The sequence below is a fragment of the Arenibacter sp. F20364 genome, assembly GCF_023015905.1.
In the GTDB taxonomy this organism is placed as follows: Bacteria; Bacteroidota; Bacteroidia; order Flavobacteriales; family Flavobacteriaceae; genus Arenibacter.
In genome coordinates, this window is the sequence record NZ_JALKBD010000009.1 from 1 (window position 1) to 17,717 (window position 17,717).

The 17,717-nt window shown below is 39.6% G+C and carries 16 protein-coding genes; 4 read left to right on the top strand and 12 right to left on the bottom strand.

All coding sequences use genetic code 11. The annotated features are described in order from the left end of the window. Positions 1–150 precede the first annotated feature (150 nt). The gene (locus MWU84_RS08930; protein WP_246900773.1) at positions 151–837 is read right to left on the bottom strand and encodes a DUF4294 domain-containing protein; all 687 of its coding nucleotides are present in this window, start codon (positions 835–837) and stop codon (positions 151–153) included. A gap of 104 nt (positions 838–941) precedes the next feature. Here MWU84_RS08930 and MWU84_RS08935 point away from each other — a divergent pair, with 104 nt between their 5' ends. Together MWU84_RS08935 and MWU84_RS08940 are read left to right on the top strand one after the other, a co-directional pair. Then, positions 942–2,030, top strand: a complete 1,089-nt coding sequence (locus tag MWU84_RS08935; RefSeq protein ID WP_246900776.1) for a M42 family metallopeptidase — start codon at positions 942–944, stop codon at positions 2,028–2,030. A 198-nt stretch (positions 2,031–2,228) separates the two neighbouring features. After that, positions 2,229–2,777, top strand: coding sequence for an NUDIX domain-containing protein (locus MWU84_RS08940; RefSeq protein WP_246900778.1), 549 nt, complete (start codon positions 2,229–2,231; stop codon positions 2,775–2,777). On the opposite strand, the gene hisS is transcribed toward MWU84_RS08940, so the two are convergent. The 6 genes from hisS to rpsF all read right to left on the bottom strand — a co-directional run bounded on the left by hisS (position 2,772) and on the right by rpsF (position 9,194). Further along, positions 2,772–4,148: a histidine--tRNA ligase gene (gene hisS, locus MWU84_RS08945; RefSeq protein ID WP_246900780.1), complete on the bottom strand. Its 1,377-nt coding sequence runs from the start codon at positions 4,146–4,148 to the stop codon at positions 2,772–2,774. The genes MWU84_RS08940 and hisS overlap by 6 nt on opposite strands. Before the next feature lie 64 nt (positions 4,149–4,212). Continuing rightward, positions 4,213–4,683 (bottom strand): DUF6495 family protein, encoded by a 471-nt coding sequence (locus MWU84_RS08950; RefSeq protein ID WP_246900783.1) that lies wholly within the window; start codon positions 4,681–4,683, stop codon positions 4,213–4,215. A 131-nt stretch (positions 4,684–4,814) separates the two neighbouring features. Then, on the bottom strand, positions 4,815–7,982 hold the full coding sequence (locus MWU84_RS08955) for a carboxypeptidase regulatory-like domain-containing protein (RefSeq protein WP_246900785.1): 3,168 nt from the start codon (positions 7,980–7,982) through the stop codon (positions 4,815–4,817). Between the two features lie 102 nt (positions 7,983–8,084). Continuing rightward, a complete protein-coding gene (rplI, locus tag MWU84_RS08960; protein ID WP_093980228.1) occupies positions 8,085–8,540 on the bottom strand; it encodes a 50S ribosomal protein L9 in 456 nt (151 codons plus the stop codon). A gap of 13 nt (positions 8,541–8,553) precedes the next feature. Continuing rightward, positions 8,554–8,853: a 30S ribosomal protein S18 gene (gene rpsR, locus MWU84_RS08965; protein WP_176225701.1), complete on the bottom strand. Its 300-nt coding sequence runs from the start codon at positions 8,851–8,853 to the stop codon at positions 8,554–8,556. 2 nt (positions 8,854–8,855) lie between these two features. Continuing rightward, positions 8,856–9,194, bottom strand: a complete 339-nt coding sequence (gene rpsF, locus MWU84_RS08970; RefSeq protein ID WP_246900787.1) for a 30S ribosomal protein S6 — start codon at positions 9,192–9,194, stop codon at positions 8,856–8,858. Between the two features lie 234 nt (positions 9,195–9,428). Between rpsF and MWU84_RS08975 the strand changes: the two genes are divergently transcribed. Then, complete coding sequence (locus MWU84_RS08975; protein WP_246900789.1) at positions 9,429–10,121, top strand: LytTR family DNA-binding domain-containing protein; 693 nt, start codon at positions 9,429–9,431, stop codon at positions 10,119–10,121. Here the strand turns inward: MWU84_RS08975 and priA are convergent, their stop codons facing one another. From priA to nadC, 4 genes are read right to left on the bottom strand one after another with little or no spacing between them, the layout of a single operon-like run. After that, entirely contained in the window at positions 10,122–12,578 is a 2,457-nt protein-coding gene (gene priA / locus MWU84_RS08980; RefSeq protein WP_246900791.1) for a primosomal protein N', read from the bottom strand. It lies immediately after the preceding gene. A 13-nt stretch (positions 12,579–12,591) separates the two neighbouring features. Continuing rightward, positions 12,592–13,041, bottom strand: a complete 450-nt coding sequence (locus tag MWU84_RS08985; protein WP_348647859.1) for a DUF2147 domain-containing protein — start codon at positions 13,039–13,041, stop codon at positions 12,592–12,594. Then, positions 13,016–14,002 (bottom strand): YihY/virulence factor BrkB family protein, encoded by a 987-nt coding sequence (locus MWU84_RS08990; protein ID WP_246900793.1) that lies wholly within the window; start codon positions 14,000–14,002, stop codon positions 13,016–13,018. Before MWU84_RS08990 ends, MWU84_RS08985 begins: the two co-directional genes overlap by 26 nt. Then, a complete protein-coding gene (nadC, locus tag MWU84_RS08995; RefSeq protein ID WP_246900795.1) occupies positions 14,003–14,860 on the bottom strand; it encodes a carboxylating nicotinate-nucleotide diphosphorylase in 858 nt (285 codons plus the stop codon). It lies immediately after the preceding gene. Between the two features lie 211 nt (positions 14,861–15,071). On the opposite strand from nadC, the gene rlmH reads away from it, so the two are divergent. Beyond that, positions 15,072–15,545 carry a 23S rRNA (pseudouridine(1915)-N(3))-methyltransferase RlmH gene (rlmH, locus tag MWU84_RS09000; protein WP_246900797.1) on the top strand — a complete coding sequence of 158 codons (474 nt, stop codon included), beginning with the start codon at positions 15,072–15,074 and terminating at the stop codon, positions 15,543–15,545. A 121-nt stretch (positions 15,546–15,666) separates the two neighbouring features. Here the strand turns inward: rlmH and serA are convergent, their stop codons facing one another. Then, on the bottom strand, positions 15,667–17,559 hold the full coding sequence (gene serA, locus MWU84_RS09005) for a phosphoglycerate dehydrogenase (protein ID WP_246900800.1): 1,893 nt from the start codon (positions 17,557–17,559) through the stop codon (positions 15,667–15,669). Between the last annotated feature and the right edge of the window lie 158 nt (positions 17,560–17,717).

The window sequence follows — 17,717 nt, forward strand, 5'->3', positions numbered from 1 at the left end:
CCCCCCCTACCGGTAGGCAGGGGCCGAAGCCGCACCACCGAAGCAGGACAAGGGATACGGCAGAGCACACGGCCCGACCTAGGAGAGGGAAGGCCCACAATGGACTCCCTACCCTACATTGTGTATACTCTAAATAAAGGATTTACAATCTTATTCCCTGGACCTGTTCTGGTCCTTCCAGATATTGGTGAGCGTGGCGTAATCGTATTCCAACACGGAAGCCTGTCTTTCCAAACTAAAATCCGCAAAAGCCCGCTGTAGAATATCCTCTATCAGGTAATCCTCGTGCACCATATCGGGATGGTATTCTTCCTTAATACTTATACTGAACATTTTGGCCGTAGTATTGTACCAGAATGCACGCCAGCCACTTCGCAACTCTTTTACAAGATCGAAAGCAGTAATTCCTGTTTGCCTGTAAATCAATTTTACCAAAATCTGCCCTTCCGTACGCGTTAATTTTTTTAATTCCTCGGAAAATTCGTCCTCAATAAATTTTTGAACCTTGCGCGTAAACCTTCTTTTGTGGGAATTCTTTTTTATATGTTCCAAACTGTCGTTCAGTTCCACCAACCTTTCGGCCGCCAATTTGGCATAAGGATAGACCTTCATAGTTTTTCTCCTTAAAATATAATACCTTAATTTATCATTATAAGAGGAGAATTTAAGCCTGCCAAATACATATACTTCATTTAAGGCTATAGAACTCTGAAGAACAGAGTCGCCCTCCATTATTATATATTGTTGGGCCAAGGAATCCAAGGTCTCTTCCGCAACCTGCCCTATCCCAACAAAACCCATCACACCAAAAAGTATTACCAAAAATCTTTTTCCCATCGAACCATAAAATACAAAAGCCTTGCCAAAATTAACGATAAACAAAGAATGATATTATTAATTAAAAGTGAATATTGTTAAGTTTGTATTCAAAATATACGTAAATGAGCGCAAAAAAGATCCTTACCAAAAAATCTGTAGATTTTTTAGAGAAATATTTAAACAATGCCTCCCCCACAGGTTACGAATGGGAAGGACAAAAATTATGGATGGAGTATCTAAAACCTTATGTAGATACTTTTATTACCGACACTTACGGAACTGCTGTAGGGGTCATAAACCCGGATGCCGAATATAAAGTTGTCATAGAAGGGCATTCCGATGAAATATCCTGGTACGTAAACTATATTACCGATAACGGTTTGATCTATGTGATCCGAAACGGAGGGAGTGATCACCAAATTGCCCCTTCAAAATGGGTGGACATCCACACTAAAAATGGAATTGTAAAAGGAATATTTGGATGGCCGGCCATTCACACGAGGGACAGCTCCAAAGAAGAATCCCCCAAATTGGATAACATTTTTATAGACATAGGCGCCAAGGACAAGGCAGAGGTTGAAAAAATTGGAGTGCACGTAGGATGTGTTATTACCTATCCTGATACCTTCCAAATTCTGAACAAAGATAAATTTGTTTGTCGCGCTATCGACAACCGAGTGGGCGGGTTTATGATCGCTGAAGTAGCCAGACTACTGAAGGAGAATAAAAAGACGCTTCCGTTTGGACTTTATATTACCAATTCCGTACAGGAAGAAATTGGACTAAAGGGAGCCGAAATGATCACCCAACGAATAAAGCCGAATGTTGCGATTATCACCGATGTTTGTCATGACACCACCACTCCTATGATCGAGAAAAAGAAACAAGGTCATACCGAAATCGGCGAAGGTCCAGTAATCTCTTATGCCCCTGCAGTACAAAACAAACTTAGGGAGCGAATTATTGAAACTGCGGAAGCTAGCAAGATTCCTTTTCAACGTATGGCCGCTTCAAGATATACCGGTACGGACACCGATGCCTTTGCCTATAGCAATGGCGGCGTAGCTTCTGCCCTAATTTCCCTCCCACTTAGATATATGCATACCACCGTGGAAACGGTTCATAAGGACGATGTTGAAAACGTAATTAGACTTATCTACGAAACCCTTCTTAATATTAAGGAAGGAGAAACTTTTAATTATTTTGATTAGTACCTACTAAATCCTCCCTTTGGGGAGGATTTTTTTATCTATGGTAAACTACCTCGGGGCAAGCCCGCCCGAACGGGTAGGGGCCGACAAAGGCAGGGCCGCAATGCATTGAAAGCAACCTTATTTTAGATTTCGAAACGAGCATCAGGGCATTAAAATCTCGATTATTGAGTAAATTAGTCAGCTAAACAATGTTATATGGATGAATTAATAGACGTACTGGATGCCGACGGGAATTACACAGGTAAATCCATCATGAAGTCGGAGGCGCACAGAAAGGGAATTTTTCACCCTAGCATACATGTTTGGTTATATACCAAAAACGGAGAAATACTTATTCAGCAACGCACCAAAAACAAAGATACCCATCCAGGACTCTGGGATGTTTCCGTAGCCGGACATATAGGTGCCGGTGAGGATGTAATTAATTCCGCCATTAGGGAAGTACAAGAAGAAATTGGACTTGCAATCACAAGCAGTGAATTGCACAAAATTGGCGTATTTAAATACAGCTGCCAACACCATAAAGATCTATTGGACTGCGAATTCCACCACACATTTTTATGCGAACTAAAAACACCCTTGGCCAAACTTAAAATGCAAGAAACCGAAGTGGCCGATCTTAACCTGATTTCAATTCCTGCCTTCAAAAAAAAACTGAATAGGAATACACACTCCAAAAAGTATGTGCCCTATGATATGGAATACTATGACACCGTATTGAATGCCATACGAAAAAGACTATAAGCCTTTAAAAAACTCCTCCGGTTCATCCAGACTATAGGTATCCTGCCCCCCTTTAAGCATATCCTTGACCACGAAAGAATTGTTGGCCAACTCCTGCTCCCCTATCAACACCACATAAGGAACATTCCTATTATTGGCATATTTCATTTGTTTCTGCATCTTGGCACTGGACGGATAAAGATCACATTTTATCCCTGCCCCCCTTAATTGATTAACAAGCTTCAAAGAAGTTAATGCCTCCTTGTCCCCGAAATTAACACAGAGCACTTGTAAGGATTGGTCAATAGCTTCAGGGAATAATCCAAGTTCTTCCAACACCAGATAGATCCGGTCCAAGCCAAAAGATATCCCTACACCACTTACATCCTTAAGACCAAAAATACCGGTAAGGTCATCGTAGCGACCCCCACCACCAATAGATCCCATACTTACCCCTTCCGGAGCAGCTACCTCAAATATGGCTCCTGTATAGTAATTAAGTCCCCTGGCCAAAGTAACATCTATCTTCAGGTTTGCAGATTGCAACCCCAGTTCCCCCAAGGTTTCAATAATAAACCTGAGCTCCCCTACTCCTTTGCTTCCCTCCTCGGAATCATTCAGTAGCCCACTTAATATAGAAAGTTGTTCCAGATTACTTCCTCTAAGTTCAAATAGAGGGGCCGCTTTTTCAATAGCAGCCTCGGAGATACCTTTTTCCCGCATTTCTTTGGAAACTCCATCAATCCCTATTTTGTCCAGCTTATCCAAAGCTACCGTGAAATCGATCAATTTATCCCGTTCCCCGATTACCTCGGCAATCCCGGCCAATATCTTTCTGTTATTCAGTTTAATGGTTACTCCCTCCAACTTCAAATCCGTAAACACAGCATCGTACAACTGCACTAACTCCACTTCCTGCAATAACGAGTCTGAGCCTACCACATCGGCATCGCACTGAAAAAATTCGCGGAAACGCCCTTTTTGGGGTCTATCGGCACGCCATACCGGTTGGATCTGATATCTTTTAAAAGGGAAGTCAATTTCATTTTGATGCATTACCACATAACGGGCAAAGGGAACTGTTAGGTCATAACGCAGAGCCTTCTCAGAAATCTTTGAAGTTATAGCACTTGAATCCTTGGTGCTATATAAATCATCATTCACCTTATTTAAATAATCCCCAGAATTAAGGATTTTAAAGATCAGTCGATCTCCTTCATCGCCATATTTCCCCATTAAGGTTTCCGAATTCTCAAAAGAAGGGGTTTCAATAGGTTGAAAACCATAGGTTTGAAAATGCTTTTTTACCACATCGAATATATAATTCCGCTTATTGACTTCTGAAGGGGAAAAGTCCCTGGTCCCCTTAGGTATGGATGGTTTTTGTGCCATTGTATATAAATCTGGTGTAAATATAGTGGATTGTGGAATTTTGCCCGTGCCGGAACAACTAAAATTAACCTATTAAATCATCGAACCATTTATATAGCTCCCCTTTTGTAATTACAGCTCCTTGTTTTATTAAATCGAATTTGTCCAAATTTTTATCCTCCGAATAGGCTTTGGAGGCCGTTAGGTATTCCACAAAATCTGATTGGTAATTTTTCCTGAACCAGGAAAACCCTTCTTTGGTACTTAGGTCTATATCGGGATTCATCACCTTTACGGAGATCAATTTCATTTCCTTTTCCAGTAAATGAAAAAAATGCATGTGCTGGGCAGATATATTTTCCAGAAACTGCACCTTGGACAATACACCTTCCCAAATTAAGTCGCTAAAAACATCCAGTTCCTCCTCTGCTACTTCCGGTTTCTCCTTTTTCAACTTCTCCCATTCATCCCCCGTGATGGATTGAGTAGCCAAGAAATTTATGAATTCTTGGTGCAACTCCTCCAACTGCTGCCTTGTTAATCTTGTGTATTTCATTTTTTTATAAATCATTAGCTCTTTTAACAATCACAGTTTTGACCATGACCCTTGATTTCGCTTTAAGGAAGTGCAAAAATAAAAAGGCTGTGGGAATTGCACAGCCTTTTAAAAATTAAATTAAGATTAATTTAAAATATATAGCGCAGGCCAAATTGCGCTTGCCATCTGGACAACAAACCAGTATCATAACCATAAGTTTTTGTAACATTGGGATCAAAAGTATAGGTAGGTATATTTGTATTGGGATCAACACTTACCCCAATTGGACTAATATTATTAGGTTGCTGGATTAAACCCCAATCCGAGCTTATCATGTTCCCAATATTAAGAACATCTATACTAAACTGAATGGTGTTGGTTTTATCACCTGCCACCTTAAAATTATAATCCTGAAGTAATTTCATATCCCACCTACCTCTCCATGGTGCCTTTGCACCATAACGCTCCATATATTCCCCCCTATGTTCCTTCAAATAATTGTCTTGCTGAATGTAGGCCTCAAAGGCTTCCGACTGCCCAGCTCCGGAAAACTGCATTTGCGCCAATTCAGCGTTGGTAGGGATATACAAGAGATCATTGTTTTGAAAGGAGCTATCATTGTTAATATTACCGGCATAGGTATAATTGTACCTTCCGCCCTGGGCGTATTCAAAAAAAGTGGAAATGGTGGTAGCCCAGGTATCACCTCCATACTTAAATTGCTTGGACAGCACCCCTATAAACCGATGCGTATCACCATATTTGGAATAGGCAAGAACGTCGTTGTTGGCATTTCCTAAATTTGGATTAAAATCGAAAGCATCACCAGTAATCTCCGCCTCAATGGAGTTTACATCCTTGGCATTTAAATAACTATATGCCAAACTGGTATAGATTCCGTTGGAAAAAGTTTTCTGTCCCTTGAAGGCAATGTTCCAAATTCTCCCTTTGTCCGAATTTGTGAACACATAGGCATTGTTGCCCTTATCCACTGCGGTATAAACAGGTCTATTGTCCCCCGGGGCATTCAAAGTTGCTGACGGATTCCGCATTCCCCAATTTTGCACATGTGCCGCATTAATATCTTTGGTATAGGAAACATCCACAGTTCCAATAATCCCATTTTCAAACCTTTTGTCCAGCCCTAAATTGGTTCTCCATACCTGTGGAAATTTAAAATCGGGGTCAACCAACTGAAAAAATCCATCATCTGCTCCGCTGACCTGATTACCAATCCATACAAACGGCAATCTCCCGGTAAACACACCTGTACCTCCACGTACTTGAGTAGCACTTTCCCCATCTAGCTCCCAGTTAAATCCCAATCGAGGGGAAATAAGCCAATCATTGGTCGGCATTTTCGTAGAATTAAGAAACACCTCTTCTCCCTTATTGGGGTTAAAATAGGATATGGAATTGTCCCTGGTAGCACCATTTTCGGTATCGATAAACTTCTGAATCAATTCACCGGTATTAAAGTACAAGGGCTTATCGAATCTTATTCCATAGGTCAATTTAAAATTATTGGTAGTATTCCATTCATCCTGTAGGTAAAATGCCAATTGGCCTACATTGAGTTCGGATAATTTCCAGCCCCCATCATTCCCAGTCCCTGCAGCATTACTTGAATTAAAAGCATTCTGAGTGGCACTTAAGTACTGATCAACCACCCCACCAGGTTGTGCATTATCCAAAAATTCCTGTACATTAGGGTAAGGGCCAAACAAACCGTAGTAAGGAAATATCCCAAAATTAAAAGACTCGTAATTGGTTAGGTTGAAGGAGTTCTTGAACATAAATTTTTCAAACGAAAATCCAACGGTATAGGTGTGATTACCCTTAAAAAAACTGAGGTTGTTGGTCAATTGGAATACTTTCTGATCCAACCTGTTGTTTATTGAAAAAGGCTCGTGTCCAGCTATAATATAATTGGATCCATTGCCATCCTGAATGGTTATAACCGGCGCAGGTGAAGAAAATGGATTTCTAAAATCATCAAAGTATGAGTAGCCCAATTGCAATTTATTAATGGCTTCCTCAGATAATGTGGAGTTTAACTCCAATTGAAAAGACTGCAAGCGATTATTTATTTCATAACCGGAATTTTCAAACTGCAGGGTCGCAAAATTAGGGCCTCTGGAGGTTATTGCCGTGGGGTGTGCCGGTTTTTCTTTGGAGGCATCCAGGAAATTATAGATTAAAGCCAGACGATTATTATCATTAACGTTCCAATCCAACTTAAAGATACCTTTGGTAGATTTGGCTCCAAAAGTGAAGCCTTCATAACTTCCCGTATCATATCCCAAGGCAGACAAGGCAGATTGAACGGCCATTAGGTCGCTTTCCAAAACCCGTGATTCGTTAATGGCTCCTGAGCCGGAATTGGGAATCCATCCATTGGTACCCAAATCATCCCTTTCATCTTGTTCAAAATTAACAAAAAAGAACAGTTTGTTTTTTACAATTGGCCCTCCTAAACTAAATCCATATTGATTCTGCTTTAAGGCCGGTTTCACAACATCCTCTCCTTTGACCTTGCTACCAGTAAGATCCTCATTCCTATAAAAGCCATATGCCGTTCCATGAAATTCATTGGTACCGCTTTTGGTTACAGCATTAACGGATGCACCCGTAAAGCCAGATTGGGTAACATCATAAGGCGCAGTAGAAACCTGAATTTGATCTATGGCATCCAAAGAAATGGGCTGTGCATCCGTTTGTCCACCTGGAGTAGGTGCATCTAGGCCAAAAGGGTTATTGAATATTGCCCCATCCAACGAAAAATTATTGTATTGATCATTACGGCCACCGAATGAATTTCCACTGGCCGTTGGCTCCAAACGGGTAAAATCCGCGGCAGATCTGGAAATCGTGGGAAGTCTTGTCAGCTCCCTCTTACCAACGCTAGTCTCGGCCCCCGTCCTATCACTCCCAAAGGTACCGGTACCGCGATCGGAAACCACAATTACCTCATCCAGAGCTTGATTGTCGGACACCAATCTAGCCTCTATATTCTGGGTTTTTCCCAAGGTTAAAAAAATGTCGTTATCCGTTTGACTTTTAAAGCCGATGTAGGATATAGTAACCTCATAAGGCCCTCCTACCCTTAAATTAAGGAGGTTAAACCTTCCGTCCTCATTGGTTATGGCTCCATACTTGGTACCTGTAGGTGTATGTATGGCCACAACGTTGGCCCCTAACAAAGGAATATCTTGATCATCTATGACAATCCCCCTGATATTGGAGGTAGTTACCTGTGCTGTAAGCATGAGCCCATAGCAAAAAATCGCCAAAGCCAGAAATAATTTAGTTTTCATGTTATTTGAGTTTTTGGGTTAATGTTTATAGTAGTCCTTATAAAAATAACACAAAAAAAGGCCACATTTCTGTGGCCTTTCAAATAACTTATTCAAAAAATATTAACCCTTAGCTTCTGCAACTACTTCAAATGGGAAATCGACTACCACATCTCTGTGCAATCTTATTTGAGCATTGTAAGGACCTGTCCTTTTAACAGCTCCACCCTGAATGGAGATATATCTTCTATCCAAAGAGTGCCCAGCTTTTTCCAAAGCATCCGCCAAATCTATATTGGTAATAGATCCGAACAATTTGTCACCAGCACCCGCTTTGGCAGCTATCTTGATTTCCAATTGCTTAATAGCTTCAGCTGTTTTATTGGCAGCGTCAACAATTTTCTTCTCTTTATGAGCTCTTTGTCTTAAATTTTCAGCCAATACTTTTTTGGCCGAAGGTGTAGCTAAAGAGGCCAATCCCCTTGGGATTAGGTAATTTCTACCAAAACCATTCTTTACGTTCACCAAATCATCTTTAAAACCTAAGTTTTGTACGTCTTCCTTTAATATAAGTTCCATCGTCCGTTTCTTTTTATTTTAATAAATCGCCAACATAAGGCATTAAAGCTAAATGACGTGCTCTTTTTACGGCAACAGCCACTTTTCGTTGATATTTCAACGAAGTACCGGTAAGTCTTCTCGGTAGCAATTTACCTTGCTCATTTACCAATTTAATTAAGAAATCAGGATCCTTATAATCTACATATTTAATACCTGATTTTTTGAAACGACAATACTTCTTTTGAGTGTTGGTTTCTATATTAAGAGGAGTAAGATATCTGATCTCTCCGTCTTTTTTTCCTTTAGCTTGTTGTTCTATTGATGCCATAATCCTTACGCTTTAGCTTTTAACTTTGTTCTTCTTCTTTCTGCCCATGATACGGCATGCTTGTCTAATTTTACGGTTAGAAAACGCATAATTCGTTCGTCCCTTCTGAATTCCAATTCATAAGGGGCAATGACGTCGCCTTCAGCTGTAAACTCGAACAAATGGTAAAAACCACTTTTCTTGTGTTGGATCGGATAGGCCAATTTCTTTAGCCCCCAGTTTTCTTTGGCTACCATTTTGGCACCTTTGTTAATTAAGAAATCCTCGAATTTCTTAACTGTTTCCTCTATCTGAGTGTCAGATAGAACGGGATTTAAAATGAAAACAGTTTCGTAATTGTTCATATGTTTAAAATTTTTTAAGTCTGCAAAAGTAATTATTTTTTGTTCATATCACAAGAAAATGAAAAAATCTTCGTTATACCTAGACAAACATAATATTGAACTTAACCAAAAACAATTAAAACTATGGTCATTGCCATTTACACAACAATTACTGCAATGTTTACAACTTTTGTTGTACATCAGCATGAATTTTAAGTACTTTGTCGATGATTTAACCCCACAAATCAACCATTTATGAAATTAAGAAGCATTATCGTGGACGACTCGTCCATGCAGCGGATGGCGGTTGCCAAACTGGTGAACAACCATCCGAATCTGGCTTTGGTAGCTGAGTACAGTAATGCCATTGAAGCTAAAAACGGCATCAAAAACAATGAAATCGATTTAATTTTCCTAGATGTAGAGATGCCAATTATCACTGGGTTCGACCTATTGGAGTCCCTGGATAACAGCCCTCAGGTAATTTTGATTACTGGTAAACCTGATTATGCCCTTAAGGCATTTGATTACGATGTAACAGATTACCTTCACAAACCAATTACCTTATCACGTTTTGACGCCTCTGTTAAACGGGCCGTTGCAAAATTTGAGCAAATCAATAAGGTAACGGAAGACGAAGAACATATTTTTGTAAAGAGCAACCTTAAGAAAAGAAAGGTTATTTTGAACGAGATAAAATGGATAGAAGCCCTGGGTGACTACATTAAATTAGTTACCGACGAAGCTAATATCGTAATTTTATCAACAATGAAATCTTTCGAAAAACAGTTGCCGGAAGATAAGTTTTTAAGGATCCACAAATCCTATATTGTCAACTTGGAGAAAGTTGAGAAGTTTAACAGTAAAAACGTAGAAGTTAGCGGAAAACAAATACCTTTAAGTAGAAATAAGAAAACAGAACTGGCAGAGGCCTTGAATAATTTTTAATTATATGTGATCTACATTGTAGATTACGCGCACACCTCTGTAATACGAAATAGCATTAAAGGATTTTTCAATTCTTTTAATGCTATTTTTTGTTTTAACCAAAGAGAATTTACTTCCTATCTTTACGATAACATTTTTTATATACTGATTCCGAATCCTAGCTACGGGAGGATACTCAGGTCCCAATACGTTTTCGCCAAAACTATTCCTCAAGGATTTGGCAAACCATTCCGAAGCATCGTTGAGTTTATTGTAATCCTTATGTTTAAATGTAATTTTGATAATTCTGTTTATTGGAGGATACTTATACTGCTCCCTTTCATAGATCTGCTCTTGGAACATTCCACTATAATCACTTGTAGTTACTTGCTGTAATATCCTATGATTGGGGTTATAACTCTGAATAATTACCTTGCCTCTTTTTTTGGTTCTACCTGCCCTACCGGCCACCTGGGTCAGCAATTGAAAACTTCTTTCGTGGGCCCTAAAATCTGGAAAATTCAACAGCGAATCCGCGTTCATGATACCTACCAGGTTCACATTCCTAAAATCCAACCCTTTTGTCAGCATTTGGGTCCCCACAAGGATATCGATCTCCTGTTGTTCAAAGGAGGTGATTATCTTTTCATATCCGTGTTTCCCCCTGGTGGTATCCAGATCCATCCTTCCAACATTCGCCTTGGGGAACAAGCTATGCAGTTCCTGCTCCACTTGCTCGGTCCCGAAACCTTTGGTATCCAAGGTGGCATTCCCACAGGCCTGACAGGTTTCCTGAAGGGCTATATGATAACTACAGTAGTGACACCGCAATTGCTTTCTGTGCTGGTGGTAGGTGAGACTAACATCGCAATTAGGACATTGGGGGGCATGGCCACAGGTAGTGCATTCCATGATCGGGGCAAATCCCCTACGGTTTTGAAAGAGAATAACCTGCTCCCCATTTTCCAAGGTTTCAGTAATTTCTTCCAAAAGTCGATCCGAAAAATGCCCTTTCATCCTTTTTTTTCGGGATTGTTCCTTTATATCTACCAGTTCCATGTCCGGCATAAGCACATTCCCATATCTTCTCTCTATGCGTGCATAGCCGTATTTGGAAATCTTTACATTATAAAAACTCTCTACACTTGGCGTGGCAGAACCTAGGAGAATATCGCTTCCGTGCAAATTGCCCAGAACAATTGCGGCGTCCCTTGCATGATATCTGGGCGCCGGGTCATATTGTTTAAAAGAACTTTCATGCTCCTCATCCACTATAACCACTCCCAAATCCCTAAATGGCAAGAACAAAGCAGACCTGGCCCCAATGACAATCTGTGCCACCGGCCTATTTTCCAAAACATTATTCCATACCTCTACCCTTTCCTGAACATTATATTTGGAATGATATACAGCTACTTTTTCACCAAAATAGGCCTGCAGTCTAGAAATCAGCTGGGTGGTGAGGGCAATTTCCGGAAGGAGGTACAGTGCCTGTTTCCCTTGGCTTAAATACTCCTCTATCAGCTTAACATATACCTCTGTCTTTCCTGATGAGGTAACCCCGTGCAAAAGTACCGTCTTGTTATCTTTAAAGGACACTTTTATATCCCTTAAGGCAGCCAACTGATAATCGTTCAAAGATTTTAAGGTTTCGGTTGGATCTTCCCCTTCGTAGACCACCCTATCTGTTTGCACAAAATGTTCTTCCAATATACCCTTATCTATCAGCGCTTTTATAATGGCACTGGAGCTATTGCTTGCCTTCTCCAAATCGCTCACTTTTACAGGCTTTTTTGTTACCGCCTGTAATTGAAATAGTGATAGTACCACTTGGCTCTGTTTAGGGGCCCTGGTCAAGCTATTCAATAACACCTCTAAAGCCTCTTCCGACCTATGATTTTTTCCCAGTTGAACGTACCGGACCAATTTTGGTTTGTATTGCTCGAACATCTCCTCCTTGAGAAAAATAATGTTCTTTTTAAGCAATCTATTTAAAATGGGGATGATATTCTTTCTATCCAAAATATCACTTATCTCCTGAACTCTAAGTATTGATTGATGCTGTAAGGCCTCAAACACCATGAATTCATCATCAAGCAATTCGTTTTCCTCTACAATGGCCCTATCGTTCCTTAATATCAAAGTTTCACTTTCCAATAGCAGCGCACTGGGCACGGCCGAGCGAAAAACTTCACCTATAGAACACATGTAGTACTGGGCCAACCATTGCCAAAACTTGAGCTGTATATTGGTCACCAAAGGATAATCGTCCAAAATCTGGTCTATTTCCTTAGCATCATAAACTGTGGGAGCAGTGCTGTGAATTTCGAAAACCAGGGCCGTGTATATTTTAGACTTTCCAAAAGGAACAGCCACCCTCATACCCGGTTTTAATACACTTTTCTCTTCTTCCGTAACCTTATAGGTGAAGAGTTTTTCAATAGGAATAGGTAAAATTACATTTACAAAATACTGCATAGTCCCCAGACTTCTATCCTTCTACCCTTATCCAAGTTTGGGTGCGGTAAATAAATGCCAAATACCCCCTAACCTTAAGTTCATCCGGGTTATCCGGATTTAGCCACAACTTACATCTAAAGGTCATTGCCTGTTCAGGATCAAAGAGGGTCTTACCTTTCCATTCGCCATTTCCAACGTGTTCCACATCCTCAATTATTTTCATACCCACTATTGGCTGGTCCTTTTTATCTCCGTCACATTTTCCACAAACGGCATTTTCCCTACCCTCTTCCAAGATTTCCACTACATGACCGTACATAAGCCCATCTTCCTCATAAATACTAATAATGGCTTTGGCATTACCAGTTCTATCATCAATGGTTTTCCATTTCCCAAAAATACTTTGTGCCGAAATCGACATTGAAAAAAGCATAAAAACACCCCCAATTATCCACCTATTCCTTTTTGTCATGTTTTTCATAGTTTTTTCTTAACGAATTCAATGAGGCATTCAGTTCAAACCCCAACAGCAATATATTGGAATTTAACCAAATAAAAACCAATAAGATCAACAAACCTCCTAAAGCGCCATATAATTCGTTATATCTGGCAAATTTTTCAACATATACCCCAAATAAGTAAGAAGTTAGAATAAAAAGTAGGGTGGTCATGAGGGCCCCGGCAGAAAAAAATTTGGCCTGCTTTCCCTCTTTGGTTCCAAAATAGTATAAAATGGCGGTTATGAAGTAAGCCAACATACCTAAAAATAAAAACTTACCCCATTGCACCAAAATGAATTCACTTTCATCCACCTCCAATTCCACTCCCCTATGTGTTATATCGTATAATCCTATAAGTACATATGCCTCAAAATAAACAAAGATAACCGCCCCCAATAAAAGGAGGATAGACAGCATCAACCCTACCATCAAGGCATAGACGTACTGCTTAAACATACTGCGATTGAGATTTACATGGTAAGAGTTTTCAAAGCCCACAAAAATTGCGTTCACTCCATTGGCCATCAAAAAAATCGAGGTAATAAATGCGATCGCCGAGGACAGGACATCCCCCCTTTCCTGCGCACTGATCTGCAAGTAAATTTCACTAAAATAATCCCCTGTTGCACTAGGTAAAAATGATTCCAAAAAAATTAGGAATTCCGTATCAAAATTTGAATTTCCCACAGAAACATAGGGAATTATGAACGGGATTAGGGTTACCAAAAAAATCAACAATGGAAATAAGGCCAAGAACAAACTAAAGGATATGGAACTTGCCCTTGTAGACAAAGCGCCTTTTACTATCCCCAAAACATACATCTCCATAAGGTCATAAAAAGACAGCCCCTTAAAAGCAGGCAACTTAACCTTTTTCATTAAACCCACAATCGAATTTATAATGGGAATTTTCTCTAGTTTTCTTTCAATTTCCAGAGACATTTACACTGCTTTAAGACTGAGGTCCATATTGTATATCGAATGTGTCAAGGCTCCCGAGGAGATGAAATTGACACCGCATTCCGCATATTTTCTAATGGTTTCCTCATTAATTCCTCCCGATGATTCCGTTAAACATTTATCCCCGATCATTTTTACCGCTTTCCGTGTATCCTCAAAACTAAAGTTATCCAGCAAAATTCTATATATGCCGTCAGATTCCAAGATAATCTCCACTTCCTTTAGGTTCCTAGCCTCTACTATTATCCTTAAATCCAATTTTTTGTCATCGAGATACTTCTGTGTCTTTTCTATTGCCTTGGTAATACCGCCTGCAAAATCAATATGGTTGTCCTTTAACATAACCATATCATAGAGGGCAAATCTATGATTTTCACCTCCACCAATCTTTACCGCCCATTTTTCCAGTGCCCTTATTCCCGGGGTAGTCTTGCGGGTATCCAAAATTTTGGTCTCGGTACCCTGCAAAAGTTTAACAAAATAATTGGTCTTGGAGGCAATGGCACTCATTCTTTGCATACCATTAAGTACCAACCTCTCTGCCTTTAAAATACTTTGGGAACTTCCGGAAACATAAAACACGATATCCCCAAATTTTACATCGCTGCCGTCATTGATAAGTACTTCTACCTCCAAGTCCTTATCAACGTATTTAAAGACCTGTTTTGCGAAATCAACCCCGGCAATGATGCCTTTATCCTTGACCAATAGTTTAGCCTTGCCCGTAGCTGAATCCGGAATACATGCGAGTGAACTATGGTCCCCATCGCCCACATCTTCGCGTATCGCATTCTTTATTATTAAATCGAGCTCTGTCTTAAATTGTTCTTCTGATATCATGCAATAATTTTTCCTTGCTAATTTACTAAATTGTTTGTGCAATTCCTCCTCAGTTAATTCATTCCATGCCTAAAAGCTTAAAATACAGTAGGCCTGTTCGTGAACTTGAAACAAACTGCCACAAAATAAAACTCGAGATATTGATAAAATTAACGCTTTACCCATATCTGCTTCTTTTTGGAGTTTAAAATTTGCACATTACATTTGCCCTATGACTATAAAACTATTAGTACTGGGAAAAACAGATAGCACTCAATTGAGCCAATTAATTGAGGAATATCAGAATAGGCTAAAACACTATATTAAATTTGAGCTGGAAATAATTCCCGATATCAAGAATACCAAAAACCTTTCCGAAAAACAACAAAAGGAAAAAGAGGGGGGGGCTATTTTAAACAAACTGAACAGTACAGATTTACTTGTCCTGTTGGATGAAAACGGAAAACAGAAAACTTCCGTGGAATTCTCGGAATACCTCCAAAAAAACATGAACTCCGGCCTAAAGCAACTCGTATTTGTCATTGGCGGCCCTTACGGATTTAGTGATGCGGTATACCAAGAAAGCCAAGGCAAGATCAGTTTATCTAAAATGACCTTTTCGCACCAAATGGTCCGATTGTTTATGGTAGAGCAGCTCTACAGAGCATTTACCATTCTAAGGAACGAACCATACCATCATCAATAAAAAAAGTGTAAAAATAAAAGCCCTAGAAATTCCCTTATATTGAAGCCTTGCCTATAGGCCATAAAAAAACTGCCTAAAAATAAATTTCAGGCAGTCTTAAATTTACGTTTACCTTTTCATTCTAATATAGAACCCTAAATTTAATAGTATTATCTATTTTTTTAAGGTCTTTTAATACGTCCTTGTTATATTCCTTATCCAAGTCGGAAATAACATATCCTACCTCATTATCCGTAGAGAGATACTGACCGGAAATATTCATATCATAACGGGCCAAAACTTCATTGATCTTTGCCATAACTCCAGGAACATTCTTGTGTATGTGCAAAAAACGATGTGCATTATTCTGTTTGGGCAGTCTAATGTTTGGAAAGTTTACCGCATCTACCGTATTCCCGGAATTGATATAGTCCATTATTTTGTTGGGGACAAAATCCGCTATATCGCGTTGTGCTTCCTCGGTACTTCCTCCTATATGTGGCGTTAGAATAACATTCTCCAAGCCTTTAAGTTCCGTAAAGAATTCGCCATTACTTCTAGGCTCCTCTGGAAAAACATCTATGGCCGCACCGGCAATTTTTCCACTTTTCAGGGCCTTGGCCAAAGCTTCTATATCCACCACAAAACCTCTGGAAAGATTTACGAACAGGGCACCATCTTTCATTTGGTTAATCTCCCTTTCCCCTATAAAATTCTTATTGGCCTTATTATCGTCTATATGCAGGGTTACTACATCGGAAACATTTAACAAATCCTCCAAAGTACTGCATTTGGTTGCATTGCCCAAAGCCAATTGATCTCCCACGTCGTAATAGTAAACGCGCATACCTAATGCTTCGGCCAATACCGACAATTGTTTTCCAATATTGCCATATCCAACAATTCCGATATTTTTGCCACGCACCTCTTTGGAGTTGGCAGCCGTTTTGTTCCATTGACCAGCATGGATTTCAGTACTACGTGGAAAGATACTTCTCATCAACATGATGATCTCACCAATGGCCAGTTCTACAACTGACCTTGTATTGCTATATGGGGCATTAAAAACAACTACCCCTTTTTTCTTGCAGGCACCCAAGTCTATTTGGGTAGTGCCTATACAAAAAGCACCGACCACCATAAGTTTGTCCGCCGCCGCCAATACATTTTTGGTGACCTGGGTTTTGGATCGAATACCTAAAACATGTACTCCTTTTATTTTCTCGATAAGCTCTTCTTCCGTTAAACTATGTTTTAGCAACTCTACGGAAAACCCTTCCTCGGAAAGGGTATCGAAGGCATTTTGATGGACATTTTCCAACAATAAAATCTTAATTCTATTCTTTGGGTAGGATATCTTTCTTGGCAACTTGTTCACAAATAAAAATTCATCTAAATTAGGTGTAATATAGTCTGCGTTTCTCGCAGCCTTTTCTCTATGCACATTCTCGGTATAGGCAAAAAATTTATCCGCAATACCAGCTTCGCGCATTACATAGTCACTGTAACCGTCTCCTATTACCTGTACCTCCCCTTGAAGGTCCAAGTTTTTTAAACAGGCAATTTTTCCGTTGTGCGAGGCCAATACGTTATCCTCGTCAAACCCAATAATTTTTCCGTTTTCGTCAAATCGAAATGTATTTGCATACACCCTATCTGCAGGAATGTTGTATTCGGCAACTATGGGATCTATAAACTCTTTAAAACCACAGGAAATTACATAAATATCATCGGAATAATTCTGGAAAAATTCCTTATTGGATTCTATCGATTTGGAGATCTTTTGGCGAAGTAATTCCACCAAATTCTGCAAATCATCCTTGTGGGCATTTAATAAATTAATTCTTTTTTCCAGGGATTGGGTAAAGGAAATATCCCCATCAATGCCCAAATTGGTAATTTTCTGAATTTCCCGAATAATATCCTCCTTATCTGACCTACCATCTAGCGTAATTTCCGCTAAAACATCCAGTGCCTCTACCCTAGTCAGGGTACTATCAAAATCAAACACATATTTTCTGCCTGCCGCAACCATTGAATCTGAATTTTAAGGGGCAAAAGTAAGAATTAATTTTATCCAACTCCCTATTATTGCTAAGAAAAGTAATCGATACCTGATTTTCGTCAATATATGTAAGAAAATGACTTTTTTAAACCATTAAAATTGAGAAATTGACAAAATTGGCCCGTACA

Excerpts from the sequence above, each read along its gene's own strand:
- hisS (WP_246900780.1), bottom strand. The coding sequence starts at position 4,148 with ATGGCACAAAAACCATCCATACCTAAGGGGACCAGGGACTTTTCCCCT.
- MWU84_RS08955 (WP_246900785.1), bottom strand. The coding sequence starts at position 7,982 with ATGAAAACTAAATTATTTCTGGCTTTGGCGATTTTTTGCTATGGGCTC.
- rpsF (WP_246900787.1), bottom strand. The coding sequence starts at position 9,194 with ATGAACAATTACGAAACTGTTTTCATTTTAAATCCCGTTCTATCTGAC.
- MWU84_RS08930 (WP_246900773.1), bottom strand. The coding sequence starts at position 837 with ATGGGAAAAAGATTTTTGGTAATACTTTTTGGTGTGATGGGTTTTGTT.
- nadC (WP_246900795.1), bottom strand. The coding sequence starts at position 14,860 with ATGATATCAGAAGAACAATTTAAGACAGAGCTCGATTTAATAATAAAG.
- MWU84_RS08935 (WP_246900776.1), top strand. The coding sequence starts at position 942 with ATGAGCGCAAAAAAGATCCTTACCAAAAAATCTGTAGATTTTTTAGAG.
- rlmH (WP_246900797.1), top strand. The coding sequence starts at position 15,072 with ATGACTATAAAACTATTAGTACTGGGAAAAACAGATAGCACTCAATTG.
- serA (WP_246900800.1), bottom strand. The coding sequence starts at position 17,559 with ATGGTTGCGGCAGGCAGAAAATATGTGTTTGATTTTGATAGTACCCTG.
- MWU84_RS08985 (WP_348647859.1), bottom strand. The coding sequence starts at position 13,041 with ATGAAAAACATGACAAAAAGGAATAGGTGGATAATTGGGGGTGTTTTT.
- MWU84_RS08940 (WP_246900778.1), top strand. The coding sequence starts at position 2,229 with ATGGATGAATTAATAGACGTACTGGATGCCGACGGGAATTACACAGGT.
- MWU84_RS08975 (WP_246900789.1), top strand. The coding sequence starts at position 9,429 with ATGAAATTAAGAAGCATTATCGTGGACGACTCGTCCATGCAGCGGATG.
- MWU84_RS08950 (WP_246900783.1), bottom strand. The coding sequence starts at position 4,683 with ATGAAATACACAAGATTAACAAGGCAGCAGTTGGAGGAGTTGCACCAA.
- rplI (WP_093980228.1), bottom strand. The coding sequence starts at position 8,540 with ATGGAACTTATATTAAAGGAAGACGTACAAAACTTAGGTTTTAAAGAT.
- priA (WP_246900791.1), bottom strand. The coding sequence starts at position 12,578 with ATGCAGTATTTTGTAAATGTAATTTTACCTATTCCTATTGAAAAACTC.
- MWU84_RS08990 (WP_246900793.1), bottom strand. The coding sequence starts at position 14,002 with ATGTCTCTGGAAATTGAAAGAAAACTAGAGAAAATTCCCATTATAAAT.